Origin of the sequence: Pseudoalteromonas distincta, assembly GCF_005877035.1 — a bacterium.
GTDB classification, from domain to species: Bacteria; Pseudomonadota; Gammaproteobacteria; order Enterobacterales; family Alteromonadaceae; genus Pseudoalteromonas; species Pseudoalteromonas distincta.
On the sequence record NZ_CP040558.1, the window covers coordinates 3,052,728 to 3,079,550 of the forward strand.

Genomic DNA, 26,823 nt, shown 5'->3' on the forward strand with positions numbered 1-26,823 from the left:
GCTAGTTTGGCGAATAAGCTAATAACAGCGGGTTGGCCGAGTTATTTACCAATGCTTTAATTTCTTTTTGTGCTTTTTTAAACTGGCCACGTAAATGCGGCTTTAAATATTTTTTAGACACCTTATCGTTTTTAAAGTAACTGATTAGGGCATGCATAAATACCGTATGCGTTTCACTTAACTTAGCTTCACGGTTAGCGTATGGGTTATAGCAAGAGCCACACCCGCCTTTAAACTGATACACCGTGTTGCTCATCATCACACCAAACCCTAAAAAACAAGCAAGTGCATCAGCAGCTTGTGGTAAATACTCCCTACCACCAGGCGGCAGCACCCCAACGTGATGAATAAGTATGGTGGCCAGAGTACCCGCATAACTTGCCACTAAATCTTGTGGCTGATTAATCTGATTAGGATTAAAAGAAATATTAATCGTATGGCTTGGCGGCACAATTAAATGGCTGCCTTCGCCACGTATTTCATTGCTAAATTCAAAGTGTGGAAAAACTTGCGGTTGTAATTGCTGCGGTGCAACTAGTTGAATAGGCCATGCGTTCATACCCGCGTAACTAGTAACGCGGTTAAAAACATTGCTCGCCATTTCTTCAATGCTCGATACCGAATCAGGGAAAAAAGTGGCCGTTGGCAGTATTATTTGAGTGTGCTTTGTAAAAAACTCAGCATCAAAGTTTTCTACAGCCCAAATAAATGTATCAATAAGCCATTGCTGTTCTTGCTGCTCTAATAATGGCTTTGATTTAAATAAAGCTAACATAGTGTGCTCTTTTAGGTTTTAGTTTAGGTGCTTACGTAGGTGCTAACTTAGTCTTTTTGTGTAAGCGCCCAGTCCCACGCTTGAGTATTGTATAGCGGCACTGTTGATAGCGCATGGTGGTGGCTACCACTGGACTCTTTAGTTGAGTACGATAAGTACAATAAAGTACGATTTTCAGCATCGTAAATACGACGCACTTTTAGTGATTTAAATAATATACTTTTAGATGATTTGAATATCACCTCGCCCGATTTGCTACGGTCTATTTTTTGTAGCTGCTTCGCTGTAATTGGCCCCGTTTGACGACACGCTATAGACATATCAGAGGGATCAGAAAAGTCCAAATTAGCCTCTATATGACTAATATGACAAGTAACGCCCTCAACAATAGGATCTTGCTGCGAATTCACCACAACATCTTTAGTTGTAAATAACCCAAGGCTTACCGACGCAACATCGTCAGAGCAAGCACTTAACGTAATAATTGCACCTGCAAGTAAAGCTAAACGTTTAAATTTTTGTGGTAATTTCATACTTATCCTTAATCAATATATAGGTAACTTAGTAGATAAGTTACTAAGCGAAGGTTCACCTGTTTGTTTTTATACTAACATCAAAAATAAATACGACTAAATTAGTTTAAAGTAAAGATTTTAGATAGCTCAGGGTTTAGTGACCCCTCTTGTATTTGATACAATTACCTCTCGCTCATGCAGTAACTCATAATAGGAAACGCCTAAATGCCGCACATTATTATTGAACACTCAGAAGACCTCCCCGTTTTACCTCAAGTACTGGTAGAAAAAATTCATACAACCGCTTTCGAAAGTAACTTATTTGAATTAGAAACCATAAAAACACGTGCTATTGCTTATCAGCAATATCAACTTGGCGCAGGAAAATCAGGGTTTATACATATCGCGGTACATATTTTGGCAGGACGCTCAATTGAGCAAAAACAAATGTTAAGCGAACTGCTACTTTCATGTTTAAAAACATATTGCAGAGCATCAGACAGTCTAAGCGTAAATATTTACGATATTGAGCATGAGATATACCGTAAAAATTAGTTAACTCTTGTAGTTTTGAGCAATAAAAGTAAACACTAGTAAGTAAAAAGCCCCAATAGGGGCTTTTTTGTCTTCTGAAATTAAATGCTGATCACTGTCACTTATAAAGCAAAGCATCTGATCTAATGCTGGAATTTAATAGTGCATTCGCACTATTCCAAATTTAAGAAAGCTTAGCTTAATCTATGGATTAACTTTATTTAGATTACGTTTCTTATTAGGGATAACTAAAGAATAAAAATTACACAATATTAAATTAATGTAGCTTTAAATAATTTGGATAGATATTTACTTGGGAAATTTGTAAAAGTGGTGGCCCCTCCCAGACTCGAACTGGGGACCTAACGATTATGAGTCGTGTGCTCTAACCAACTGAGCTAAGGGGCCAACTTTTATATAACTGCTAGGCAGTTAATTTTTGAAGCGTTCAGTCACAGAGCGACTAAAGCGGGTTGCAGTATAAAAACTTTTTAGGTGCTTGTCACTACCAAAAACCTTTATTTTAACAATCAACAAGCCAACTGCTTAAATAGTAATCTTTTAAGTGGGTATAAGCATAAAATACAAGATATTTCCCATGATATTCTCTGCATTAAATTATAAAAAACCTCCTCCCACATGTAGTCTTTTATATTTAACGCTCTACTTTTTTAAGCAAAGCTAACATATATGTGTAGGCATACAAGGCTGTAAAAAATATGCTTGGGGCTACTGTCAGTGCCAAATTAGGTGTCTGATTAACTACATTTACCATAATCACTAAGCTCGATTGGACAGTAATCGGAATAATAGGCGCAAAAAGTACGCCTGCTATTTTTTTATTACTTAAATACGAGGCGCTAGAGTTAATTGCATTGTTAAAACTTTGTCGTATTGCTACGTTTTGTGGTGTTTTAGAATGAAACATACAAATAATTGGAGTTACAAACGCAAGCGTTACATAACTAAACTTATACTTGTTGACGACCATTTCTAAAATAAAGGTAAAAAAAAGCGTTACAAATCCACTATACAAACCTTGCACTAATGCAGCTTGAAGCGTAACCGATTTAGCAATGTCTGCCGTACTATTTGCCCAGTAGGCCCAACTAAAATAAAAAACGAAAGACACAACGCCTGACATTATAAGTCGAATATTCAATTAACTGCCTCAATATGCCTAAAACCTAGTTTAATGATAACACTAGAAGTGAAGGTAATATTGTCACTAAATAATAAAGTATTTGATTGTATATTGTAGATGTATAAACACACTAATGTTGAAGATTTCCTAAATGGCATCAAGTCAGAATCTGAGCGCGACTGTTAGCTGGAAAGCTTATTAGTAAACAATAAGTATAGTTTTAAAATAATATTGGGAGTGAGTTAAGGAAGTGAATTAATGGGTTGAAGAGCTTTAAAAATTGGATTTAACCTAAAAACTATCTAAAAACTCTCTAAAAACTAATATTGTGAGCCGATCGGTACTGAAGTATTTAGCTAAACCTCAGTACTCGGCTTACACAATATATAATCTGTCATTATTTTTTCGCAATAATGTAGATTGCATGTATTAACCCTGGGAAATAACCTAGCAGTGTTAATAGAATATTTAACCAGAAATGCATACCTAAGCCAACTTGCAAAAACACACCTAATGGCGGTAATAAAACCGAAAGTATTATACGAATAATATCCATGATCAAACTCCATTTAAATTAAACATTGAAAAGACTTAAAGCCCAGCATTACTGGGCCTTAACTATACTGTATTATTCAGCAACAATAGCTAGTTTATCGACTACGTCGCGAACATCTTCAGCATTTTTAGCAATTTTAACTGCTAGTTGCTTTTCAGCTTCAGACTCTACAGAGCCATTCAGAGTTACCACACCGTTGTCGGTATCAACATCAATGTCTGTACCACCTACTTCTGAGTCAAACAGGAAGCGAGTTGTGATTACAGTGGTGATTTTAGCGTCCGTTAGGTCGTTATCATCATCGTCCATCATGTCGTTGCTTTTATCTTCGGTGTCCATGCTTTTAACAACTGTAAGGCTGTTATCAACATCAGTTACACCATCTAGGCTAAGTACAAGTTCTTCTGCTAGCTCTTTATCAAGTTCGCTATTAACTTTACCTGTAAGTACTACCTTGCCATTTTTTACATCAGTGTTAATGTCAAAGTTGTTTAGATTAGTGTTCATAAGTAGAACGGTTTCTGCCTTACCATCAATCCAAGCATCTTTACTTTCGTTTTCCCAGCTGTTTGCTTGGGCACCCATAGCCGTAGTACCAAGAACTAGAGCTGCGATAATAGATTTGTTAAATGTTTTCATAATCTTTCTCCTTTTGATTAAAGACACTTTAACTAATGCGAGCTTCAGGCCAACTTTATTTACACTTAAAATTCAATAACTTGAATTAATTAAGAGATAAAACCTTATCTATGTTTGTGTAACTATTTACAGGCTACTCGGTAAAACTTTCTCAAATAGTGAAAATAGCTAGATAATTGCTCTTTTGGTTAATCTATCGTTAATATAACAAAACAAAAAACACCGTTAAAAAATAACCAATTGATAATTAATGAAATTATATTTGGTACGCGGTTTGCAGCCTAACTACGAGAGCAGTATCAATAGTAAATATAAGAAGGAATAACTCATGTCTGTAAAAGTTGAAGACCGCCCAATAGAGCAAGTACGCGAACAAGTGATTGATCAATTAATTTATAATTACAGTCATGGTGTTATTTCTGTTGATGCATTTGAAAGACGTTTAGATAATGCGATGGATGCACCTAATAACGAAGCACTGCTAGCCTTAGTAGAAGACTTAACACTTAATACCGATCAGCAATATAAAGCAGAAAAACAATCGCAATTTACACCACATTATAGTGCACAGCAAAACAGTGATGATGATTTTACATTACGCAGTATTTTAGGATCTAACGAGCGAAGTGGTCAGTGGGTTGTGCCAAAAAATATATATTTGAGTAACTTTATGGGATCGGTGGTGCTTGATTTTACCGATGCCATTTTTGCGCATCAAAATGTAACTATTCACGTTAACTGTATTTTTGGTAGCGATGAAATTTACGTACCAGAGCATGTCAATGTAGTGTCTAAAATGTTTTGTATTTTAAGTAGCCTTGAAAATAAATCTGTGTCGCTTAACAAACGCCAAGGCCCTACAATTCATATTGAAGGAAAGGCAGTAATGGGCTCGGTTGAGGTGAAAATAAAGCGCACAATTAAAGAAAAATTTATAAGCTTTGCAAATGAGCTAAAAACCCAGTTTGGCACGGGTAATAATAACCGCTCACTATAATTGAGTAGCAGCACTTTAGCGTGCTGCTTAGTATTTTATTATAAATCGTTATTTCGCTCGCTTGGTATATCACTTAAATACTCTACAAACTCAACTTCAAACCCTGCAGGATCAATAAAGTAAACGTTTTTCCTAAATGGATTCTCGCTACCTTGCTTGCTTAGAGTAAAACCCGCTTTATTTAAGCGCATTACTACTGCGCTTAAGTTATTTGTTACATAAGCAAAGTGTGCAAAACCAATTTGATGGCCCGATAAATTTCTGTTTTCACCCTCACCATGATTGCTTATCGCGATGTAATGCGTGTCATCTCCAAAGTGTACCCAGCGTCTTGGTTTTCCATGCCAATCGCCTCTGCCTTCACTTCTGATTGACCAATGTGGAAATACAGCGCGATAAAATGTAAGCATACTATCTATATCACTCGCGACTAAGTTTACGTGCTCTAAATACATAGTGTTATCCTCTCAGTTAAGTTAGGAGTACGATAAAACCTCAAGTTAACTTTAGGTAAAGTGTTATTTAAAATTAATTTATTTAAATGCAGATAATTATTTTTTAAAAATATTTAAACTTTTCAATCTTGTATAAAAAACAAACACAAGTATTTGGGGTTTATTGTTTACTTTATGGCAAAAGTCGCTAAAATACGCCGGCTGAAATATATAAACGTTCTTTTACAACCCAAAGGTAATACCATGCATCCAATGTTAAACATTGCGGTTCGCGCTGCGCGCAACGCAGGCAAAATTTTACTTCGCGCAAGTGAAGATTTATCAAAAGTTGAAGTGCAACAAAAAGGCGCTAACGACTTAGTAACTAACATTGATAAAGAAGCCGAAGCCGTAATTCGTGACACTATTTTACAGTCTTACCCTACTCACTCAATTGTTGGTGAAGAACTAGGTGAGCATAAAGGCAAGGATGATGATTACCAATGGATTGTAGATCCTATCGATGGAACAACTAACTTCATCAAAGGTATCCCTCATTACGCGGTTTCTATCGCACTTAAAGTTAAAGGTCGTTTAGACCAAGCTGTTATTTATGATCCAATTCGTGGTGAGCTTTTCACTGCATCTCGCGGTCAAGGCACTCAGTTAAACAGTAAACGTCTGCGCGTTAGCAAAACTACGGTTCTTGCAGGCACTGTACTTGCTACAGGTTTCCCTTTCAAAAACAAAAACCACATGGATGCATACACCGAAGCGTTTAAAGCATTATTTGTACACACTGCTGATATTCGCCGTGCAGGTTGTTCTGCTTTAGATATGGCATACGTTGCAGCTGGCCGTGTTGATGGATTTTTTGAAATTGGTTTAAAACCTTGGAACTCTGCTGCGGGCGAACTAATGGTTAAAGAAGCGGGCGGTATGGTTGTAGATTTTGCCGGTGGTAATAACTATAACCACAGCGGCAATATTATCTGTGGTTCACCAAAACTGACTCAAGCAATTATTCGCGAAATTCGTCCAGTATTAACTGAGTCGTTACTTCGCTAATTAAATGCTATTAATAGCATACTAAAAAGGAGCCCAGGCTCCTTTTTTTGTGCTTAAAAATAAGGGTTATCGAGCTTAATCTCTATCGTTTTACCTTTTGTATAAGGTAGTGTATTTAAATCCTTTGCGAAGTATTCATTAAATAATGCATCAAACTCGCCGTTTGTCTGCATTAATATTAAGCCCTCCTCTACTGCCTTCGCCAATTCGGGTTTACTCTTAGTCACAAAATAATAAATACCCGTTGGGTAGCTTATATATAAATTAGGCACAACGACTAAGTTACTTTGTTTGTTTTCAATAAGCTCAGAGTTAACCTCAATAAACGAGCGAGGAAAGTAATCTATCCGCCCACGGCTCGTTAAAGTGAACATGGCTTGGTAATTGGTAAGCGGCCTTACACGTAAGCCGTTATAGGACATTATTCTTGTATCTGGCCAGTTGTGACCCTGCACTGCTGAAAACTCTCCTAGCTGCTCTAGGGTTTTTACGTCTTTAAAGCGTGCTACGTTTTGTTTATTAGTGAGTAAAGCCCGCTTTCCTATGTAACCTTTAAATAGTGGTATTTTAATAGCTAAAGCAAGTGCCTCTCGCTCTGGACTACTCATACTCCAATACATATCTAGTTCGTTATCATTTAGGTTTATGAGCTTACGTTTTTGCTGATCTAATATGGGAGTCATCCTAATAACCCCAGGATAGTTAACACTCTCAAGTGCACGTACCAGTAGCTCACTTAAGTACTCTTCTCGTGCGTTTTGAGTATCTTGCTTTTGGGCTACATTAATTATTTGCTCTTGCGCCATAAGTGCAAAACTTGCAAGCAGACCAAGTACACTGGTCGAGATTTTTATTGGCAACATAATAATTACCTATTTTATTTAAATTACCTGCTTATTGCTTGCTAGGCGCACCACTGCGGGAGCAGGCCCTTTACGTTTGCAAATAAACAAATAACTATGGCGATAACGTTTGGCTTCTTTTTTAGCATCAGTTGCGAGTGCTGCAACTTGGTGACTGTTTTTACATTGTTGTAAATCAGGCTCAACTAAGCCAATCGATAACGTTAGTAGCGGCACAAATTGCTTTTCTCCTTCACGATTTGTGGCCCAATACCCTTCGCTCTTTATGTGCTCAGGTGTAAAAAATATACGAGACTGGAGTTGAAATTGCTCAATAATGGTATTACATATATCAACCGCGTTGTGCTGATCAAACACCACCATAAAGTCATCGCCACCTATATGTCCTACAAAGTTAGCACTATTTTTACACGCTTGCACTGTTACATCAGCTAATAGTTTAATTACACTGTCGCCGCTAGCGTAGCCGTATAAGTCATTAAATTGCTTAAAATGATTTAAGTCTATATACGCGAGTGAAAACGGATTACTACCTTTTAATCGCTGCTCTATAGCTTCATTAATTGCCACATTACCAGGGAGCATAGTCAGTGGATTAGCGTGTTGTGCATGGCGTATTTTTTCTTCGGTTATGTGTTTTAAAATATCGCGAAGCGGCGCTAAACCTAAATAAGCGTTTTCTCTGGTTATCACTATATGGCGGCGTATATCAAAGTCCTGCTCAGTTATTTGTTTACTTACGGTATCGAGTAATTGGTTTTCGTCAACGACTAAGGGCTGCTTATCCATCAGTGCAGTAACGGGGCGTTTATCGTAAAGAGCATGCCCATAGGGCGCTGCAAAAACTTCTGTTAATTGATCTCTGTGAAGTAACCCTACTGGCTGGTTTTCAGTATTTAACACTGCAATGCTTATGAGTGATTTATCTTGCTCAAAGAGCTTATGCGCATCTTTACAGCGAGTGTCGCTGCTTATTGCAAGTTGCGTAATCGATAAGCGACCTATGGCCATAGATTGATCAAACAATGTGTTTGATTGCGTAAATGAAATAGCTTTTAGTTGCTCTGAGCTGAAATCTTCACTTGGCTTTATGCTTGGCTTTTCGAGTAAAAACCCTTGTACATTACTAATGCCTAAGTTTTCTACAAATGTAAGCTCTTCTGGACGTTCGATGCCTTCGGCAATAACCTGAGTATTAGTAGCTCTGGCCAAAATAGTAATAGATTTCAAAAACTCTTTTTTAACTTCGCTTTCATCACAATGATCAATAAAATAGCGGTCAATTTTTACAAAATCAGGGCATAGTTCAGACCATTGCTTTAACCCTGAATACCCAGCGCCTAAATCATCTATTGCTATAGTAAAACCGAGATCTCGATAATGGGCTATCGTTTTTAATAACAAGAAGCCATCATCTACTTTTTCTTGCTCAGTAACCTCTATAACTACACGGTTAGCAGCTAAGCCAAATTGCTCTATTAGGTGCAATGTTTCCCCTTTAGGGTGGCAAGGGTCTAGTAGTGTTTTAGGGCTTACATTTAAAAATAATTTACCTTGTAGGTTAAGCCTTACAAAGTTTTCAATCGCTTTAGAGCGACATAGTAATTCAAGCTCAGAAATTAAACATTCCTCATGGGCAACTTTAAATAACGTATTAGGCATTTCTAACGGGCTATTTTTAGGTCCTCGACTAAGTGCTTCGTAACCTAAAATAACTTGATTACTAATATCAAAAATAGGCTGAAACAGCGTTGTTATTTCACCGCTTTTTAAAATGTACTCTAATACTTTGCGCTGAATCGTCACGTATTTGCCTTACAACTATTTTGATTGGAGCAATAAAGTACCAAGTGTGTATGACATTTTTATTGCGCAAAAAAATGCGCTCATAAAAAAACCGCTCATAAGAGCGGTTTTTATTAAGTACAAACCTAGTTACGGCATAGCGTCTTGGTCTGCGCCTTCTTTTTCTATCACTTCAGGTATTAAATCTTCTTTGCTTACGCCCATTGCTATAGCAACAGAGCTTGCAACATAAATCGAAGAATAAGTACCAATAAACACACCAAACAGTAATGCAGTTGCAAAACCATGAATGGTTTGTCCGCCCCATGCAAACAAGGCAATCAATACTAAAATAGTCGTGATTGATGTTACAAGTGTACGGTTAAGTGTTTGCGTAAGTGAAATATCAATAATTTCTATCGTATCGTCAATGCGTACCTTACGGAAGTTTTCACGTATACGGTCTGATACAACAATCGTATCATTGAGTGAATAACCAATTACCGCAAGAATGGCCGCTAATATAGTTAAATCAAACTCTAAACCTAATACCGAAAATAAACCCACAGTAATGATAACATCGTGTAGTAGTGCACCTACCGCACCTACTGCAAAGCGCCATTCAAAACGAAACGCAACGTAGATTAAGATACAAATAAGCGCAGTTAACATGGCAAGGCCACCCTGCTCTTTTAAGTCTTCACCTACACTTGGGCCTACAAACTCAATACGGCGCATTACTACGCTGTCGTCTGCTTTTTTAAGTGCGTCGATTACTTGGTTACCAATCACCTCAGCTTTTACATCGCTACCGCGTGGTGCTAAGCGAACTAAAATTTCTTGGCTTGAACCAAATAGCTGCACTGATGCATCAGCAAAGCCATTATCAGCTAGTGCATCACGTACTTTTTTAAGGTCAGCCGGTTGTGAAAAACCCACTTCTACCGCAGTACCGCCGGTAAAATCTAAACCAAAGTTTAGGCCTTTGATAAAAATTGATGCAAACGACGCTAAAATTAGTAGCGTCGAGAAACCCATAGCCACTTTTCGAAGAGACATGAAACGAAGGGTTCTACTACCCAAACTTAAAATTTGCATGTCTGCTCCTTAAATCGAAAGTTTATCAATGCGTTTACCACCAACAAATAAGTTGATTACCGCACGGGTACCAACGATGGCTGTAAACATTGAAGTTAAAATACCAATCGCAAGTGTCACTGCAAAGCCCGCAATCGGACCAGTGCCCACTGCAAACAGTATAATGGCAGCAATTAGTGTCGTGATGTTGGCATCAAATATAGTGCTAAATGCGCTATCGTAACCAAAATGAATCGCTTGTTGAGGGCTACGGCCATCGGCCAGCTCTTCACGAATACGTTCAAAAATAAGTACGTTAGCATCAACCGCCATACCTACCGTTAATACAATACCGGCAATACCTGGTAGCGTAAGTGTAGCGCCCGGAATTAAAGACATAACACCTACAATTAGTACTAAGTTAGCCGCAAGCGCAAGATTTGCAACCATACCAAAACCTTTGTAGTACACAAGCATAAACACAAGTACAAACGCAAAACCAAGTGCAACCGCAGTCATACCCGCTTCAATATTTTCTTGTCCTAAGCTTGGACCTACTGTGCGCTCTTCAACAATTTGAATTGGCGCTACAAGTGCACCAGCACGAAGTAGTAAGCTTAAGTTATGTGCTTCTGCTGGGTTATCAATGCCGGTAATACGGAACGAGCGATCAAGACGGGCTTGAATCGTTGCTACGTTAATAACTTCTTCAACCTTAATAGGCGGAAGCGCTTTACCGTCTGCATCTTTTTTACCTGATGGCTTGTACTCAATAAATACCGTTGCCATACGCTTACCAATAGCACGCTTGGTAAAGGCATTCATTTTTGCCCCACCTTTGCTATCTAGCGTAATACTTACTTGCGGACGTTGGTATTCATCAGCGCCAGATTGCGCGCCCGTAATATGGCTGCCCTCTAAAATAATACGCTTTTTAAGTACAACAGGGTAACCGTCGCGGCTCATGATCATTTCAGTACCCGCTGGGATACGACCTTGGGCAGCAGCGCTAATATCTGCGTTTTCGTCTACTTCACGAAATTCAAGTGTTGCTGTCGCGCCTAAAATTTCTTTAGCACGTGCAGTATCTTGAATACCTGGTAGTTGAACAATAATACGCTCAGCGCCTTGGCGTTGTACGTTAGGCTCTGCAACACCAATTTGGTTGATACGGTTGCGAATAATCGTTTCATTTTGCTTGATAGCGTAGTCACGAATTTCTTTGAGTTTTTGCTCACTCATTGTCGCAAAAAATGCTTTATCGTTACTGCTGTCATCAATGTAGACATTTAGCGGGTAGCGAGTTTCTAAGAAACTCTCTGCAGCATTTTTGTCTTCTTCGGTACGCATTTCTACACGCATACGATCGGAGCCTGCTACGCGGCGAACACTACGATAACGTAGTTTTTCTTCGCGCAGGTCACTGCGAAAATCTTGTTCCATTTGCTCAAGCTGGTTATCAACCGCTGTTGCCATGTCGATTTCCATGGTGAAATGTACGCCACCACTTAAATCAAGACCTAGCTTCATAGGGTTACCACCAACCGCTTTTAACCAAGCTGGTTGAGCAGGTGCCATATTAATAGCAGAAATGTAATCATCGCTCAGCGAATCACGTAGTAAGTCATGCGCTTTAAGTTGCTCTTCAACATTTTTTAAACGAACTAAAATTTGTCCATCTTCAAGTATTGTCGATTTAGCGGTTACATTATTTGTTTTAAGGATTGCGTTTACTTTGTCTACAACACTGAGATCGACATCAGCGCCTTTAGCACCTGAAACTTGTATGGCCGGATCGCGACCATACAAGTTTGGAGAGGCATATAAAAGGCCAATGGCTACCACAGCTAAAACAAGTAAATACTTCCAAACTGGAAACTTGTTTAACACGGGGTCGTCCTTATTATTTTTATAGCGACTTCATTGTGCCTTTTGGCAATACTGCAGATACTGCAGATTTTTGTACTGTAACTTCTGCTTGCTCGTTTAAAGAGATAACGATGAAATCTTTCTCTTCAGAAATTTTCACAATTTTACCCACTAAACCGCCTTGGGTAAGTACTTCATCACCTTTAGCCATCATACTCATTAAGCTTTTGTGCTCTTTAACGCGCTTAGCTTGTGGGCGGTAGATTAAAAAGTAAAAAACCAAACCGAAAATAGCTAACATTATTAGCATTTCCCAACCACCGCCTGCCGCAGGTTGACCAGCTGCTGCGTGTGCATTTGAAATAAATAAACTCATGATACTTCCTCTTTAATTTTAAAGTTTAATTTTTTATATCTGCTAACTCTGGCACATCTTGGCCTCGGCGAGCATAAAAATCTTGTACAAATTCTTCTAATTTACCTTCGCTAATTGCATTACGTAAACCTTCCATAACACGTTGATAGTAACGTAAGTTATGAATTGTGTTTAGTCGCGCCCCTAAAATTTCGTTACATTTATCAAGGTGATGCAAATAAGCTCGTGAATAGTTTTTACACGTATGGCAATCACACTCAGGGTCAAGTGGCCCTGTATCTGTTTTATGCACTGCGTTACGTATTTTTACTACACCCGTGGTAATAAATAAATGGCCGTTACGCGCATTACGTGTTGGCATAACACAGTCAAACATATCAATACCACGGCGAACCGACTCAACTAAGTCTTCTGGCTTGCCTACACCCATAAGGTAACGAGGCTTGTCTTCTGGCATTTTAAACGCACAATGATCAAGGATATTCATCATTTCGTTTTTAGGCTCACCTACTGATAGGCCGCCTAATGCATAACCGTCAAAACCAATTTCTTCAAGACCAGCTTGTGATTGTGCACGTAATTCTGGGTACATACCACCTTGGATAATACCAAATAAAGCAGATGGATTATCGCCATGCCCTTCTTTTGAGCGCTTAGCCCAACGAAGAGATAACTCCATAGAATCTTTAGCTTCTTTTTCAGTCGCTGGGTATGGCGTACACTCGTCAAAAATCATAACGATGTCTGAACCTAAGTCACGCTGTACTTCCATCGACTTTTCAGGCGACATCATAATTTCATCACCATTTACTGGAGATTGAAATAAAACGCCTTCTTCAGTGATTTTGCGCATTGCGCCTAAGCTAAATACTTGAAAACCGCCTGAGTCAGTTAAAATTGGGAAGTCCCAATTCATAAAGTCGTGTAAATCACCATGTTGTTTAATGATCTCAGTACCTGGGCGAAGCATTAAATGAAAGGTATTACCTAAACATATTTGCGCACCAGTGGCTTTAACTTCATCTGGCGTCATACCTTTTACAGTACCGTAAGTACCAACAGGCATAAAAGCAGGTGTTTCTATTACACCACGGTCAAAAATTAAGCGGCCGCGGCGCGCTTTTCCGTCAGTACAATCTAATTCAAATTTCATATCATCCTCAATGTCGGAAAAACAGTCCAACAAGCTATAATTTAACCGCCTGATTCTACCCTTTTTGCCTCACTAATACTATTAGCTGCGATAAATTCAGTTTTGCCAATTGCCGCAAACAAAAACCCCAGCAACTAAGCTGGGGGTTTTAATATATTCTACTGAGTATTAAATAATATTTTGTTACTTACGTGTTAAAAACATGGCGTCGCCATAACTAAAAAAGCGGTACTGCTGCTCTATTGCAGTATTGTAAGCGCCCATAATATTGTCTTGGCCGCTAAATGCGCTGACTAACATTATAAGCGTTGATTCTGGTAAGTGAAAATTAGTAACCATGGCATCCACAACATTAAATTGATAACCCGGAAAAATAAATATATCAGTATCACCAAAATACGTATCTAACTTGCCGCCGTGAACTTTAGCAGCCGACTCTAATGAGCGAACTGAAGTTGTGCCTACCGCAATTACACGCCCACCATTTGCTTTAGTTTGCGCAACAGCTGCAACTACGTCATCAGGTACTTCTATGTATTCTGAGTGCATTACATGCTCATCAACACTATCAACTCGTACCGGCTGAAAAGTACCAGCGCCAACGTGTAGCGTAACAAAAGCCATATTTACGCCTTTATCTTTGAGTGCTGTCATTAACTTATCGTCAAAATGTAGACCTGCAGTTGGTGCTGCAACTGCACCTGGTTTTTCACCATAAACAGTTTGATAACGCTCACGGTCAGCATCGGTATCAGGTCGGTCAATATAAGGAGGCAGTGGCATATGGCCAATATCATTAAGTATATCTAACACGTTTTGGCTATGATCGAACTCAAGCTCAAATAAAGTATCGTGGCGTGCAACCATTATTGCCTTGGCTTTGCCTTCTAAAATAACTTCGTTACCGACCTTAAGCGACTTGCTTGCCCGTACATGCGCAAGTACGCGATGCTCATCTAATACCCGCTCTACAAGTACTTCAACTTTTCCGCCTGAAGCTTTTTGACCAAACATACGTGCTGGAATAACGCGTGTATTGTTAAAGACCAATAAATCGCCTTCGTTTACTAAATCAAGTATATCGCTAAACACTTTATGTTCTAAAGTTCCGCTTGGGCCATCTAAAGTGAGTAGACGGCTGCTGGTTCTGTCCGCTTTAGGAAAACGAGCTATTAATTCATCAGGTAAGTCAAAGCTAAAGTCAGCCACGCGCATAATTAGTAATCCACATCATTTAAAATCGCGCCAAGTGTATATGTATCGGATATTAAGCTCAAGAAATCAGCCAAACTTATAATGTCTGTTTGCGTGTTTGCCATTAAATTCTCTTGTTCTTATGGTTAAATGTCACTATTCTTGTTCGGCTAAATTATTATAAGTTATATTAGGGGTGTTCAACTCGTGCCAAACCAGCTTAAATTGCTAATATTAAACGCAAGTAGTGCTGAACGTCGCGCGATTAAGGGCACTTTAGATAGCTTAAATGTATTTACCTTTATTGATGCCCAAGACAGCCAACAAGCTTTAAAGCTTTTAAAACAACACCCTGTTGATATTATAATAACGGGCATTAATGTTGGTAAAATTGATGGCTGGCGCTTTTCTAGGATGATCCGCTCAGGATTATTAAAAACACCAAAAAACACACCAATCTTACTTATTCCGCCAATTTACTGTGAGCGGATTGCCGAAACAACAGCCCGAAGCTATGGGATAGATGCTGTACTACCGTTTGAGCACAAAGATATGCTCCCTCAAGTACTTGCGAATGTTTTATCTACTCACTTAGAAAAAAGTAGCCGGCTAAACTTATTATTATTAGAGCCACTTCAAAATACAGCCGACAAAATAAGTGAACAGTTAAAGTTAAACTTTGCTATCACTCACGTAACTTCAGCTAAAGCGGCACTTAACGCTTATAACCAACAGCAGTTTTCAATTGTGCTACTCGATGCCACTACATCAAGTGCAGAGAGCTCGAGTGTACTCGTTGAAGAAATCCTCCAGCACAATTCTAAACAAGCTATTGTTACAATTATAGAAAGTGACGATGCCGATTACGCTGAGCAGCTTTTGCTTTCGGGTGTTACCGACTTTATTAGAGCCCCTTACGATCCTTCATTTTTAAACAAAGTGTGTGACCACGCCGCACGACGTGAAGATTTTATGGTGAGTTATGCTGAATTTGCTTACAAAGTAGAACAATTGAGCGTGAGCGAAGTGCGTTATAAAGAGTTATTTTCAGCCCATCAGCGTATTTTATTGCACTTAAATACAGTTGTTTTAGAGCTCGATCAGCAAGGTAATATTCGTTTTATTAACCCCGCATGGGAAACATTAAGCGGTTTTGGTGTTAAATCATCACTACAAAACCCATTAAGCGCTTATTGTAATAACGAAGATAAAGGAAGGCTTGACTACACTATCAACGATATTTTACACGGTGGTAAGCAACAGCAACAAATAGAAGTAAAGTTAACCCACAAAAATGGCAATTTAATTTGGGTTGAATGCAGATTGCAGCTAATAAAAAATAGTCGTAATAACGCGACTATAACCGCAACTATCGACAATATACACGAACGAAAGCAAGCTGAGATTCAACTACGTCATTTAGCACACCATGACCCATTAACTGGTTTACATAATCGTTATTATTTTGATCAACAGCTTAATAAAATATGCCAAGATAAATACACCTATGATGGCATAGAGCATGCTGTTATTTATATTGATCTCGATCACTTTAAAATAATAAACGACAGTAAAGGCCATCATCAGGGCGATATAGTTTTAAAAGAAGTGGCGCAATTATTTAAAGCAAATATTGGCGACGATCACCTGGTATGCAGAATTGGTGGGGATGAATTTGCAGTCATACTTACCAATATGAATTTACTGGATGCACACCTTATTGCAGAAGGTGTGTGTAGTGCGATAGAAAAACATGCTTTTAAATCAGAAGATCAGATATACACTATTAGCTGCTCTATTGGTTTAACTCAAATCACGACACAAAATAACGACCCTAATGAGTGTTTAAAACAAGCCGATATTGCTTTGTATATTGCCAAAAACCTAGGGCGTAACTTAGTACATTGCTATTCAAAAGAAGATGCTCAAAACAATACACTACAAACAGGGCTTGAATGGGGCCATGAAATTCGCCAAGCACTACAGCAAGATAATATTGAATTGCATTACCAACCTATTTGGGATTTTAAAGAGTGTAAAGTTGCTTATTTTGAAGCGCTTTTACGCTTAAAACTAAAAGGTGAACTCGTATACCCAAATCAGTTTATTCCCTCTTTAGAAATGCTTAACGACACATTTTTGATGGATCAATGCGTTATACGTAATGCTATTGCTTGTGTATCTAAGCACCCAGAGTTAAACCAAGTTGCTATTAATTTGTCAGCACAATCGTTCTTAGATGAACGCTTATTGCCATTAATTGAATCAAACCTTGAAAAGTATAACGTGCCTGCTTCGCGGATAATTTTTGAAATAACTGAATCTGCAAGTATTAATAACCTAAAGGCCACTCGTAAAATGATTGAGAAGCTTAATAGCTTAGGCTGTCATTTTTCTATCGATGATTTTGGAACTGGATTTAGTACATTTAATTATTTAAAACAGCTACCAGCACAGCATGTAAAAATTGATGGCTCATTTGTCAGTGATATGCTCAATGACCCTATAGATTTAGCGTTAGTAAAGGCAATAAATGATATTAGTCGGTCTCTCGATAAGCGCTCTGTAGCTGAGTACGTTGAAAACGAAGATATATTTTTTGCACTAAAAGAAATTGGTGTTGATTATGGGCAAGGCTACTTTATTGCACGCCCAATACCTGTTGAAAAAGTAAAAGATGAACTCGAAAAAATTTCTAAAAATAAAACGTTTTACCAACAACAAGCTAGCCCAAAATAAACAAAATTAAACAATTTTAATCATTTTATTACTACCAATATTACCTTTCTTGCCTATACTTTTAGCATCAAATAAAAAATGTCGTGACTTTTTATGTATTTCACTTTAAAAACATGACATTACCTTTTGGCGGCGTAGTACCGATATTTATAGTGGGTTTCAAAGCTATTTAAGCTTTTAAGGAAGAAGGTATGACACAACTAGTTATGTTATTACTGATTATACATTTTGCAATCGCGTATCAGTGCTACCGCTACGCGAATATTAAAGGCTACCCAGTTAAGGTTTTTACTGTATTAGGCTGCGTGCCTTACTTTAACTTGGTGGTATGGATTTATTTATTATTTTTACCTGAACTTGAGCCTTTTGAAAGTCATCTTCAAAATCAAAAGCAGCCTTTGTAGGCTGCTTTAGTTCACTTATTATTCTGCTTTAGAAAAATCTAAACTACATTGACGCTTTAAAAACACCTCAAGCTGTTGACTAAATAGCCTAAAGTCTCGAATTCGGCCCGTAGTTTTACGCCACAAGATACCAATATCTCTATATGCATCACTTTGTGATGGTGTAGCCACCATATTTTTATTATCTAAAATACCCGCATTAATCGCCATCTGTGGTAAAAAAGTCACCCCGAGCTGATGCTCAACCATGCTTAATAGAGTATGTAAGCTTGCAGCTTCAAATGGGTTAATACAACTGGCACGGTTTAAATGACATGCACTAAGCGCATGGCCCGTCATGCAGTGCTCGCGCTCTAATAAGAATACGCTAGCCTCTGGTAATAGGTTAAAGTCGACTACGCCCTTTGCAGCGCTGTAATCCTTATGGTGCACTAAACTAAACTGATCTTTTGCCAATACTTGTGTATGAAATTTATCTGTTTCGTACGGCAGTGCAAGTAGCGCTAAGTCAATATGCCCATGTTCAAGTTTATCCAGTAGCTTGTCACTCGTATCTTCAATTAATACCAGCTCTAAATCACAAAAGGTTTCTTTACAAAAATGATAAAGCGGAGCCGCTATAAAGCTTGCAATTGTAGGTATAACACCCACAGTCAGCTTACCACTTAGTGGTGTTAAAAAGCTTTTTGTAAGCTCTTTTAAACTAATTGTATCGTTAATTATTTTACGAGAACGCTCAACAACTTCTTCACCAATACTGGTAAACATAAGGCTGCGATTTTCACGCTCAATTAGCTGACAGCCTAGTGTTTCTTCAAGATTTTGAATAGCGCTACTTAAAGTAGATTGTCCTATAAAGCAGGCGCTAGCGGCTCTGCCAAAGTGCTGATGTTGATGAACAGCTAATAAATACTGTAGTTGTTTAATACTTGGAAGGTTAGTCATTTTTTCTTTCCACAAATAAAAAGACCCCAACACCTAGGGCATTGAGATCTTTTCAAGCTAAAAGTCTTTGAGTACTTTTTTATTAAACCCCAAATGCGGTTCTTAGTACGTAGAAAATAACAATAGCAAGGGCAGCGCCAACTGGCAATGTAATTACCCAAGAAACTACAATGTTTCTGATAACACCCATGTTAAGCGCGCCAATTCCACGTGCCATACCTACACCTAATACCGCACCCACTAGGGTTTGAGTAGTAGAGATTGGCATACCAGTACCTGAGGCAATAACAACGGTAGAAGCAGCAGCTAGTTCAGCAGCAAAACCACGGCTAGGTGTTAAATGTGTAATACCTTCACCGATTGTTTTGATTACTTTTTTGCCTAAAATAGCAAGACCAGCAACGATACCAAAACCACCTAGAGGTAGAATCCACCAAGCAATAGCTGCTTTTTTAGCAATTTCACCATTGTTTTCAACAATGTTTACAACAGCTGCTAGTGGACCAATTGCATTAGCAACGTCATTAGAACCATGTGCAAATGCCATACAACATGCTGTTAGTACCATAAGAACAGCAAATACTTTTTCAACATTGTTGAACTGCATTTGTTTATCTGCTTTTGGATCAATATTTAAGCGAGATATGGCAATTTTACCAATCACAGCAACAACTATTGCAACACCTACTGACAGTGCATAGCCTTCAGCTGAGCCTAGGTCTATACCAACGTGCTTTAAGCCCTTTTTAATTGTAACCAATGCCATGATAAAACCTGCTAAGCCCATATAAAGAGGGACATAACGTTTAGCATTTTTTAGTGGTGCATCTGTATTAAAAATAAGCTTTTGTGCACTCATGAATATTAAGTATGCAATAAAGCCTGATATGGCAGGTGTTATAATCCAACTACCTACAATACCACCTACTTTATCCCATTGAATCGCCTCAGTACCTACTGCAACTAACGCAAAACCAATGATTGCACCAATGATTGAGTGAGTTGTAGATACAGGCCAACCCAAGAACGAGGCCATTAATAACCAAGCACCGGCTGCAAATAAAGACGAAATCATACCCAGAACCATTAATTCCGGAATATCTGCAAATGGTGCAGCATCAATAATTCCTTTACGAATTGTTGATGTAACCTCACCACCTGCTAAATAGGCGCCTGCAAATTCAAAAATCATCGCTATAAAAATAGCTTGTTTGATTGTTAGCGCTTTTGAACCTACAGATGTACCCATGGCGTTCGCTACGTCGTTCGCGCCAATACCATAAGCCATAAAAAAGCCGACTGCTGCGGCAATTAAAATTAATACCGTGCCGTAAGATGCAATGATATCCATTGTAAAACCTTAATCTTTCGTGTTTGAACTGATTTTAAATTAACGAGCTAACATCAGCTCAAGACGTGATCCTACGCGCTCTGCAATATCTGCAAGCTCGCCAACCCATTCTATGATTTTGTACAAAAACATAACATCAATTGGATTTAACTCACCCTCTACATCACGTAGCTGGCGGCGTACTTTTATCTGCATTTCGTCCGTGTCTTGTTCTATGGCATCCAATTCAACTAACATTTTTTCTACTAAGGTGACTTCTCGACCTTTAAAACCCGTTTCTAGCAATTCTTCTAATTCGTTAATTGCTTTAGATGCTTGTTTAGTCGCATCTACACAACGGGTTAAGTAAGCTAAGAAATCAGCTTGCATAACTTTTGGAATGGTCATTTCACGACCAATCACTCGCCCTGCAATATCTTTTGCTTTATTGGCAATTTTATCTTGTTGAGTTACTAATTCGAGAAGATCTGTACGCTCTACCGGCATGAATAAACCACGTGGCAATTGTAAGCGTATATCTCTTTTCATATCATCAGCTTCACGTTCTAAATTGCGAATAGTGATGCGAAGCTCTTCAGCTTGTACCCACTCTTCTTTAAATACGTGATTAAAAAAAGGTATCAAGGCTTTACTTGCTTGATGAACCTTCTTGATGTGTTCTTCCATTGGTTTGATAGGAGATTTTGCAAATACTCCTAAAAACGCGTTTGTAGGCATAACTGACCCTTTAATCAAATTGATATGCTTTGCAGCATGAATTTTACAGTATTAACCAAGATTGTGAACGCTTTTTATTACTTCACTAAGGCTTGCAATGCACAAAGCGGCACTAAGCCGCTTTAATAAAAAAGAAAAATAGGTAAAAAATTATAGCGATTTTTCTATATCTTCTTGAGATGTATGACGAATATCTTTGCCATTTACAAAATAAATAATGTATTCCGCAATATTTTGACAGCGATCCCCTATGCGCTCTAATGAACGAACAGACCAAACTAAGTCCATAATTTTAGGGATTGAGCGTGGATCTTCCATCATATAAGTCATTATTTGACGTGTGATAGCTTCATATTCACGGTCAACTTTTGCATCTTCTTTATGTACTTGAAATGCGCGCTGCACATCCATACGTGCAAATGCGTCTAGTACATCATGTAACATCTTTAAAACTTGGCGGCCCATATTCTCAATATTTACTAGCAAGTCTTGTTGATCTTTAGTAAATGAGTCTAGTGCAACTTTAGCAATTCGCTCAGCTTCATCGCCAATACGTTCTAAATCTGCAATAGTTTTTGCAATTGCAATCACTAAACGTAAGTCACTTGCTGCAGGCTGACGACGAGCAATGATACGCGTACATTCTTCATCGATGCTGACTTCCATTGCATTTACTTTGTAATCGTTCTGACGTACCTTTTGAGCAAGCTCAGCATCGTTACGACTCACCGCATCAAGCGCGCTATTTAATTGCTGCTCAACTAAGCCACCCATACTCAATACATGGTTACGTACATTTTCTAGTTCTTGGTTAAAGCGCCCAGAAATATGCTTATTAATATTATGTTCCATAGTTACCTTCTCTCTTAATCTTGTACAACACGCTATAACGGGCTAATTAACCGTAACGACCGGTAATGTAATCTTCAGTCTTTTTCTTCGTTGGTGTAGTAAATAAGGTATTTGTGTCTGAGTATTCAATCAATTCGCCCATATACATAAAGGCTGTTTGATCAGATACACGCGCTGCTTGTTGCATGTTGTGTGTAACAATAACAACGGTAAATTTGTTTTTTAAATCGTTTATTAGCTCTTCGATTACCAAAGTAGAAATAGGGTCGAGTGCTGATGTTGGTTCATCAAGTAAAAGTACCTCAGGCTCAATTGCAATTGAGCGAGCTATAACTAAACGTTGTTGCTGACCACCCGATAAGCCAAACGCGCTATCGTGCAATCTATCTTTTACTTCATCCCACAAAGCAGCACCACGAAGTGATTGCTCTACCACTTCATCTAATTTACGTTTCTCTTTAATGCCTTGTAAGCGCAAGCCATAAACTACATTTTCATAAATTGATTTAGGAAATGGATTAGGGCGCTGAAACACCATGCCTACATTACGACGAAGTGCAGCTACATCTACGCTCTTATCGTAAATATTTTGACCATGGAGTAATATTTCACCTTCAATACGGCAAATATCAACCAAATCATTCATGCGATTAATACAACGCAGTAATGTTGATTTACCACACCCAGACGGCCCGATAAACGCAGTTACTTGGCCTTTAGGAATGTTCATATTTACTTTATTAAGCGCCTGCTTATCACCGTAGTAAAGATCGAGGTCTTTAATCTCTAGCGCTTTTTGATCATCCGTTAAATTTTCTAGGTCTAACTTTTGACCAATATTAGCTTGGTTTACTTGTGGAGCGACTGTAATCATTTTTGTTACCTATAAAATCTTTACTAATTAGTGTTCAAGCGATCTGAATTTTTCACGTAAATGGTTACGTATACCAATGGCCGTTATGTTTAGGGTAATAATCACCGACACCAATAAAAAGGCAGTGGCGTATACCAGCGGACGTGCCGCTTCAACATTAGGGCTTTGGAAGCCAACATCGTATATATGAAAGCCTAAGTGCATGAACTTTCTATCTAAGTGAAAATACGGGAAGTTACCATCAAGTGGTAATGTAGGGGCCATTTTCACAACGCCTACTAACATTAATGGTGCAACTTCACCTGCAGCACGCGCAACTGCCAGTATTAAACCAGTCATAATTGCAGGGCTTGCCATTGGAATAATTATGCGCCATAACGTTTCAACCTTTGTTGCGCCAAGCGCTAGTGAACCGTCACGTACGGTACTTGGAATACGAGATAAGCCCTCTTCAGTCGATACAATAACAACTGGCAAAGTTAATATAGCAAGCGTTAACGCCGACCACATTACACCTGGCGTACCAAATACTGGCGTTGGTGCCGCTTCAGGGTAAAATAATTGGTCTAAGCTACCACCTAACATGTATACAAAAAAGCCGAGGCCAAATACACCGTACACAATTGAAGGCACACCGGCCAAGTTAATCACCGCAATACGAATCATCTTAGTGACTGCATTTTTAGCGGCATACTCGTGTAAGTAAATTGCAGCAACAACACCAAACGGTGTCACTATTACAGCCATCAGCATAACCATAAACACAGTACCAAATATAGCAGGGAAAACACCGCCCTCTGTATTTGCTTCTCGTGGGTCATCAGATACAAACTTACCTAGCTGCACAAAGTAGTGCCCTAGCTTTGCAAAAAAACCCATATCATTTGGAAACCAAACATCAAGTACTTGATACATTGGAATCGTAACTACTTCACCGCGCATATCTTTTACAGTTACGTGGTCACGTTTAGCTTGTTTGCGTAGTGCAAATAAATCTTTTTCAAGTACACCATACTGCGCACGTAATTCAGCACGCTCTTGAGCAAGCTCAGCAACACGTTCATCAGTGAGTGCGTTATCTAGTAAGTAGCCCTTTTCTTTTAAACGAAGACGCTCAAGCTCATAGTTAATATGCCCAATGTCACCATTTTGTAAATCAAGTGCTTCGTCGTTTAAATCCACGGCACGCTCTACAAGTTCATGTAGAGCTTCAATTTTATCGCCTTCGACTGGTTTACCATCTTTAATTACACTTTCAACATAACCATAAAAATTACCGTTTTTACTACGCTCAAATACAGCAAGCGTTGCAGGCGTTGTTTTATTTTTAATGTCGGTTTCTAATATCCAACGAAAGTCTAAATCTACATACTCACGATTACCTGTTTTAATAAGTAAGCGCTCTATTTCTTCTTTTTCAAATCCGCTAACGTCAATACCTGTCGCGGCTAAACGCGTTTTTGGTACTAATTCACGGTCATAAACTTCGCCAATAACGGTTTGTTTTGAAATTGACCCTTCAAGTTCAAACTGCACAACTTCTGAAGGCCAGAAAAAACTTAATCCTTTCCAGGCTATCATTGCTAATAAGCCTAGAACTGAAATTAAACTGATGCTCACTGCACCACCGGTCATCCAAATCCAAGGAGAACCAGACTTAAACCACTGCTTTACCATGTCATGTCTCTCCGCTTACATTGAGCTATATTTTTCACGCAGTTGCTGGCGAACAAATTCAGCGACTGTGTTAAAAATGAATGTGAATATGAATAGTACAAAGGCCGCTAAGAACAATATTCTGTAATGCGAACTACCTACTTCTGACTCAGGCATTTCAACTGCAATATTTGCTGCAAGCGTACGCATACCTTGGAAGATGCTCCAATCCATAATAGGTGTATTACCCGTTGCCATAAGTACAATCATGGTTTCGCCAACAGCGCGGCCAAGTCCCATCATTACCGCAGAGAAAATACCAGGGCTTGCTGTTAGTAATACAACACGTATTAGTGTTTGCCACTGTGTTGCACCTAATGCTAATGAGCCATTTGATAAATGCTTTGGAACACTAAATACGGCGTCTTCTGCAATTGAGAATATAGTTGGAATAACTGCAAACCCCATCGCAATACCTACAACCAGCGAGTTACGTTGATCGAATGTCATACCTAGCTCATTTGTTAAGTACTGACGTACATTGCCGTCAAACATCCAAAGCTCAACAAATTCACTCATCGCAAACGAAAACCAGCCAATAAGTAAAACGACCGGAATAAGGATAATTGAATGAGATCCTTCAGGAATTCGATGACGAATTTTGGTTGGTAATTTAGTCCAAGCTAAACCTGTCGCTAACATACCTAAAGGTAATAATATGAGTAACCCAACAATTGCAGGTAAGTGCTCTTCTATCAATGGAGCTAACCAAAGACCGGCTAAAAAACCTAAAATAACGGTGGGTAATGCTTCCATTATTTCAACAGTAGGCTTAACTACCTTACGTAATTTACTCGACATAAAGTATGCCGTGTAAATTGCCGCCGAAAGCGCAATAGGCACTGCAAATAACATCGCGTAAAGGGCTGCTTTTAATGTACCAAACGAAATTGGAACTAATGAAAACTTAGATTCAAAGTCATCACTGGCTGATGTTGACTGCCATATATAACCTGGCTCTGGGTAACCTTCGTACCATACTTCTTGCCAAAGCGCTGACCAAGTAACTTCTGGATGCTCGTTATGTATTTCTAATACTGTTAGTTTGTTATCCGCTAAAATTAATGCAGCATTTGAACGTGGTGAAATTGCAAAGTTTTGTATTGCGCCTTCACTTACTTTACCTTGCCATAATTTTGCTTCGCTTGTTGTGTAGTACACCCCAAGCTCACCGTTACTGCTGGTCGTAAAAAAAGTACGACGGTAGAACTCTGTAAATACATTTAATTTACTTTGCTTAGTCGTTTCAAATGAACGTATTTTTTGATATTCGCGGCCAGTGTCAGTGTTAACTTCAAACCACTGCGAAACTTCGCCGTTATCATTGGCAAGCATTAATGAGTTTGCACCTGCTAGTAATTGTGCAGATACAATATTGGCATTTTCTTCGTTAGCTGAAAGTAGCTGAATTTGCTCTACATCACTTGGGTCACGTGTATCGTATACATAAACTTGATTAGCAGAACGTACAAAAGTACGGGTTGTATCTGGCGACATTAATAGCTCATCTACACGCCCTTCAACATCTAGCTCTGTGCGCTCAACAACCCACTCAACTTCGCCAGTAAACATATTCTCTTCAGCAACAAAACTGCTAAACAGCACCCGTTTGTCTTCTGTAAGTGCGACAACGGCTGTTCTGTCTTCATAGTGGCTAAATGCAAAGCGTTTAATAGCTGCGCCTTGTTCATCTACTTCCAGAGCCATTTCCCCAAGAGGAAAGTCTAAACGAGGCGTTAATTTACGCTCGTTATTAGGAAAGGTGACCAAAAATTTAGGTGCTACGACCATTACAGTGCCATCTTTTAAACCAAACGCATAATGCCCTTGAAAAGGCGCGCTAGTTGCAAAGCTTGTTGCATCACTTGGTAGCTCGGCGTTTAATGTTTTAAGCTTTTTACCAAAGCTGCCATCTTGCACACTGTAAAAATCAACCTGCCCTTGCTGACTTAATAAATAAGCAACTTCAGTTTGCTCTTCTACACCTAGGCCTGCTATTTGCTGCGAATTAGCGACCTGAAAGCTATCGCGTTTTTCTACTTTTGCTGATTCAAAAATTGGCTGTACTACATAAAGAAGGTAAAAGAATATTAATAGCAGTGCTACCAATACCATTATCCCACCTGCGGTTATACCAAATTTGGCAAACCGATCTTTAAATAGACGGCTTCGATCCGTATTAAAAGTCGGTTTATTCGGATTTGAAGTCATCAAAACACCCTTAAATCTTAACGTTGTATAAATTA

At 38.7% G+C, this 26,823-nt stretch carries 25 protein-coding genes and 1 tRNA gene; 5 read left to right on the forward strand and 21 right to left on the reverse strand.

Annotated elements, in window-relative coordinates:
- Nucleotide 1: 1 nt before the first annotated feature.
- Together FFU37_RS13635 and FFU37_RS13640 are read right to left on the reverse strand one after the other, a co-directional pair.
- Nucleotides 2-775: a hypothetical protein gene (locus FFU37_RS13635; RefSeq protein WP_138489718.1), complete on the reverse strand. Its 774-nt coding sequence runs from the start codon at nucleotides 773-775 to the stop codon at nucleotides 2-4.
- 47 nt (nucleotides 776-822) lie between these two features.
- Nucleotides 823-1,308, reverse strand: coding sequence for a CreA family protein (locus FFU37_RS13640; protein ID WP_138489719.1), 486 nt, complete (start codon nucleotides 1,306-1,308; stop codon nucleotides 823-825).
- Between the two features lie 207 nt (nucleotides 1,309-1,515).
- Between FFU37_RS13640 and FFU37_RS13645 the strand changes: the two genes are divergently transcribed.
- Complete coding sequence (locus FFU37_RS13645) at nucleotides 1,516-1,845, forward strand: 5-carboxymethyl-2-hydroxymuconate Delta-isomerase (protein WP_002957818.1); 330 nt, start codon at nucleotides 1,516-1,518, stop codon at nucleotides 1,843-1,845.
- Nucleotides 1,846-2,155: 310 nt separating this feature from the next.
- Here FFU37_RS13645 and FFU37_RS13650 read toward each other — a convergent pair.
- The 4 genes from FFU37_RS13650 to FFU37_RS13665 all read right to left on the reverse strand — a co-directional run bounded on the left by FFU37_RS13650 (nucleotide 2,156) and on the right by FFU37_RS13665 (nucleotide 4,163).
- A tRNA-Ile gene (locus FFU37_RS13650) sits at nucleotides 2,156-2,232 on the reverse strand.
- 247 nt (nucleotides 2,233-2,479) lie between these two features.
- Nucleotides 2,480-2,986, reverse strand: coding sequence for a hypothetical protein (locus FFU37_RS13655; protein WP_239022704.1), 507 nt, complete (start codon nucleotides 2,984-2,986; stop codon nucleotides 2,480-2,482).
- Between the two features lie 379 nt (nucleotides 2,987-3,365).
- Nucleotides 3,366-3,524 (reverse strand): YqaE/Pmp3 family membrane protein, encoded by a 159-nt coding sequence (locus FFU37_RS13660; protein WP_002957822.1) that lies wholly within the window; start codon nucleotides 3,522-3,524, stop codon nucleotides 3,366-3,368.
- 72 nt (nucleotides 3,525-3,596) lie between these two features.
- Nucleotides 3,597-4,163 carry a BON domain-containing protein gene (locus FFU37_RS13665; RefSeq protein WP_024597541.1) on the reverse strand — a complete coding sequence of 189 codons (567 nt, stop codon included), beginning with the start codon at nucleotides 4,161-4,163 and terminating at the stop codon, nucleotides 3,597-3,599.
- 328 nt (nucleotides 4,164-4,491) lie between these two features.
- Between FFU37_RS13665 and FFU37_RS13670 the strand changes: the two genes are divergently transcribed.
- On the forward strand, nucleotides 4,492-5,160 hold the full coding sequence (locus tag FFU37_RS13670; RefSeq protein WP_039488234.1) for a LiaF domain-containing protein: 669 nt from the start codon (nucleotides 4,492-4,494) through the stop codon (nucleotides 5,158-5,160).
- A 38-nt stretch (nucleotides 5,161-5,198) separates the two neighbouring features.
- Here the strand turns inward: FFU37_RS13670 and FFU37_RS13675 are convergent, their stop codons facing one another.
- Entirely contained in the window at nucleotides 5,199-5,615 is a 417-nt protein-coding gene (locus tag FFU37_RS13675; protein ID WP_138489720.1) for a VOC family protein, read from the reverse strand.
- Nucleotides 5,616-5,858: 243 nt separating this feature from the next.
- Between FFU37_RS13675 and suhB the strand changes: the two genes are divergently transcribed.
- Nucleotides 5,859-6,662 (forward strand): inositol-1-monophosphatase, encoded by an 804-nt coding sequence (gene suhB, locus FFU37_RS13680; RefSeq protein ID WP_002957826.1) that lies wholly within the window; start codon nucleotides 5,859-5,861, stop codon nucleotides 6,660-6,662.
- Between the two features lie 53 nt (nucleotides 6,663-6,715).
- Here suhB and FFU37_RS13685 read toward each other — a convergent pair whose 3' ends face one another.
- From FFU37_RS13685 to queA, 7 genes are all read right to left on the reverse strand, one after another.
- Nucleotides 6,716-7,525: a substrate-binding periplasmic protein gene (locus FFU37_RS13685; RefSeq protein ID WP_138489721.1), complete on the reverse strand. Its 810-nt coding sequence runs from the start codon at nucleotides 7,523-7,525 to the stop codon at nucleotides 6,716-6,718.
- 18 nt (nucleotides 7,526-7,543) lie between these two features.
- Nucleotides 7,544-9,331 carry a GGDEF domain-containing protein gene (locus FFU37_RS13690; protein ID WP_138489722.1) on the reverse strand — a complete coding sequence of 596 codons (1,788 nt, stop codon included), beginning with the start codon at nucleotides 9,329-9,331 and terminating at the stop codon, nucleotides 7,544-7,546.
- Between the two features lie 129 nt (nucleotides 9,332-9,460).
- A complete protein-coding gene (secF, locus tag FFU37_RS13695) occupies nucleotides 9,461-10,408 on the reverse strand; it encodes a protein translocase subunit SecF (RefSeq protein ID WP_002957828.1) in 948 nt (315 codons plus the stop codon).
- A 9-nt stretch (nucleotides 10,409-10,417) separates the two neighbouring features.
- Nucleotides 10,418-12,277: a protein translocase subunit SecD gene (gene secD / locus FFU37_RS13700; RefSeq protein ID WP_002957829.1), complete on the reverse strand. Its 1,860-nt coding sequence runs from the start codon at nucleotides 12,275-12,277 to the stop codon at nucleotides 10,418-10,420.
- Between the two features lie 19 nt (nucleotides 12,278-12,296).
- Nucleotides 12,297-12,632, reverse strand: a complete 336-nt coding sequence (gene yajC / locus FFU37_RS13705; RefSeq protein WP_002957830.1) for a preprotein translocase subunit YajC — start codon at nucleotides 12,630-12,632, stop codon at nucleotides 12,297-12,299.
- 25 nt (nucleotides 12,633-12,657) lie between these two features.
- The gene (gene tgt, locus FFU37_RS13710; protein ID WP_002957831.1) at nucleotides 12,658-13,785 is read right to left on the reverse strand and encodes a tRNA guanosine(34) transglycosylase Tgt; all 1,128 of its coding nucleotides are present in this window, start codon (nucleotides 13,783-13,785) and stop codon (nucleotides 12,658-12,660) included.
- 183 nt (nucleotides 13,786-13,968) lie between these two features.
- A complete protein-coding gene (queA, locus tag FFU37_RS13715; RefSeq protein ID WP_002957832.1) occupies nucleotides 13,969-15,000 on the reverse strand; it encodes a tRNA preQ1(34) S-adenosylmethionine ribosyltransferase-isomerase QueA in 1,032 nt (343 codons plus the stop codon).
- 186 nt (nucleotides 15,001-15,186) lie between these two features.
- On the opposite strand from queA, the gene FFU37_RS13720 reads away from it, so the two are divergent.
- Complete coding sequence (locus FFU37_RS13720) at nucleotides 15,187-17,718, forward strand: two-component system response regulator (RefSeq protein ID WP_138489723.1); 2,532 nt, start codon at nucleotides 15,187-15,189, stop codon at nucleotides 17,716-17,718.
- A 191-nt stretch (nucleotides 17,719-17,909) separates the two neighbouring features.
- Nucleotides 17,910-18,122 carry a hypothetical protein gene (locus tag FFU37_RS13725; RefSeq protein WP_002957835.1) on the forward strand — a complete coding sequence of 71 codons (213 nt, stop codon included), beginning with the start codon at nucleotides 17,910-17,912 and terminating at the stop codon, nucleotides 18,120-18,122.
- An 18-nt stretch (nucleotides 18,123-18,140) separates the two neighbouring features.
- Here FFU37_RS13725 and FFU37_RS13730 read toward each other — a convergent pair whose 3' ends face one another.
- The 7 genes from FFU37_RS13730 to FFU37_RS13760 all read right to left on the reverse strand — a co-directional run bounded on the left by FFU37_RS13730 (nucleotide 18,141) and on the right by FFU37_RS13760 (nucleotide 26,788).
- The gene (locus FFU37_RS13730; protein WP_002957836.1) at nucleotides 18,141-19,067 is read right to left on the reverse strand and encodes a hydrogen peroxide-inducible genes activator; all 927 of its coding nucleotides are present in this window, start codon (nucleotides 19,065-19,067) and stop codon (nucleotides 18,141-18,143) included.
- A gap of 82 nt (nucleotides 19,068-19,149) precedes the next feature.
- A complete protein-coding gene (locus tag FFU37_RS13735; RefSeq protein WP_024597536.1) occupies nucleotides 19,150-20,418 on the reverse strand; it encodes an inorganic phosphate transporter in 1,269 nt (422 codons plus the stop codon).
- Nucleotides 20,419-20,457: 39 nt separating this feature from the next.
- Nucleotides 20,458-21,135, reverse strand: coding sequence for a TIGR00153 family protein (locus tag FFU37_RS13740; protein ID WP_002957838.1), 678 nt, complete (start codon nucleotides 21,133-21,135; stop codon nucleotides 20,458-20,460).
- Between the two features lie 150 nt (nucleotides 21,136-21,285).
- Nucleotides 21,286-21,987 carry a phosphate signaling complex protein PhoU gene (gene phoU / locus FFU37_RS13745; protein WP_007586465.1) on the reverse strand — a complete coding sequence of 234 codons (702 nt, stop codon included), beginning with the start codon at nucleotides 21,985-21,987 and terminating at the stop codon, nucleotides 21,286-21,288.
- 46 nt (nucleotides 21,988-22,033) lie between these two features.
- Nucleotides 22,034-22,861, reverse strand: a complete 828-nt coding sequence (pstB, locus tag FFU37_RS13750) for a phosphate ABC transporter ATP-binding protein PstB (RefSeq protein ID WP_002957840.1) — start codon at nucleotides 22,859-22,861, stop codon at nucleotides 22,034-22,036.
- Nucleotides 22,862-22,888: 27 nt separating this feature from the next.
- A complete protein-coding gene (pstA, locus tag FFU37_RS13755) occupies nucleotides 22,889-24,538 on the reverse strand; it encodes a phosphate ABC transporter permease PstA (RefSeq protein ID WP_002957841.1) in 1,650 nt (549 codons plus the stop codon).
- A 15-nt stretch (nucleotides 24,539-24,553) separates the two neighbouring features.
- The gene (locus tag FFU37_RS13760; protein WP_033020494.1) at nucleotides 24,554-26,788 is read right to left on the reverse strand and encodes an ABC transporter permease subunit; all 2,235 of its coding nucleotides are present in this window, start codon (nucleotides 26,786-26,788) and stop codon (nucleotides 24,554-24,556) included.
- Between the last annotated feature and the right edge of the window lie 35 nt (nucleotides 26,789-26,823).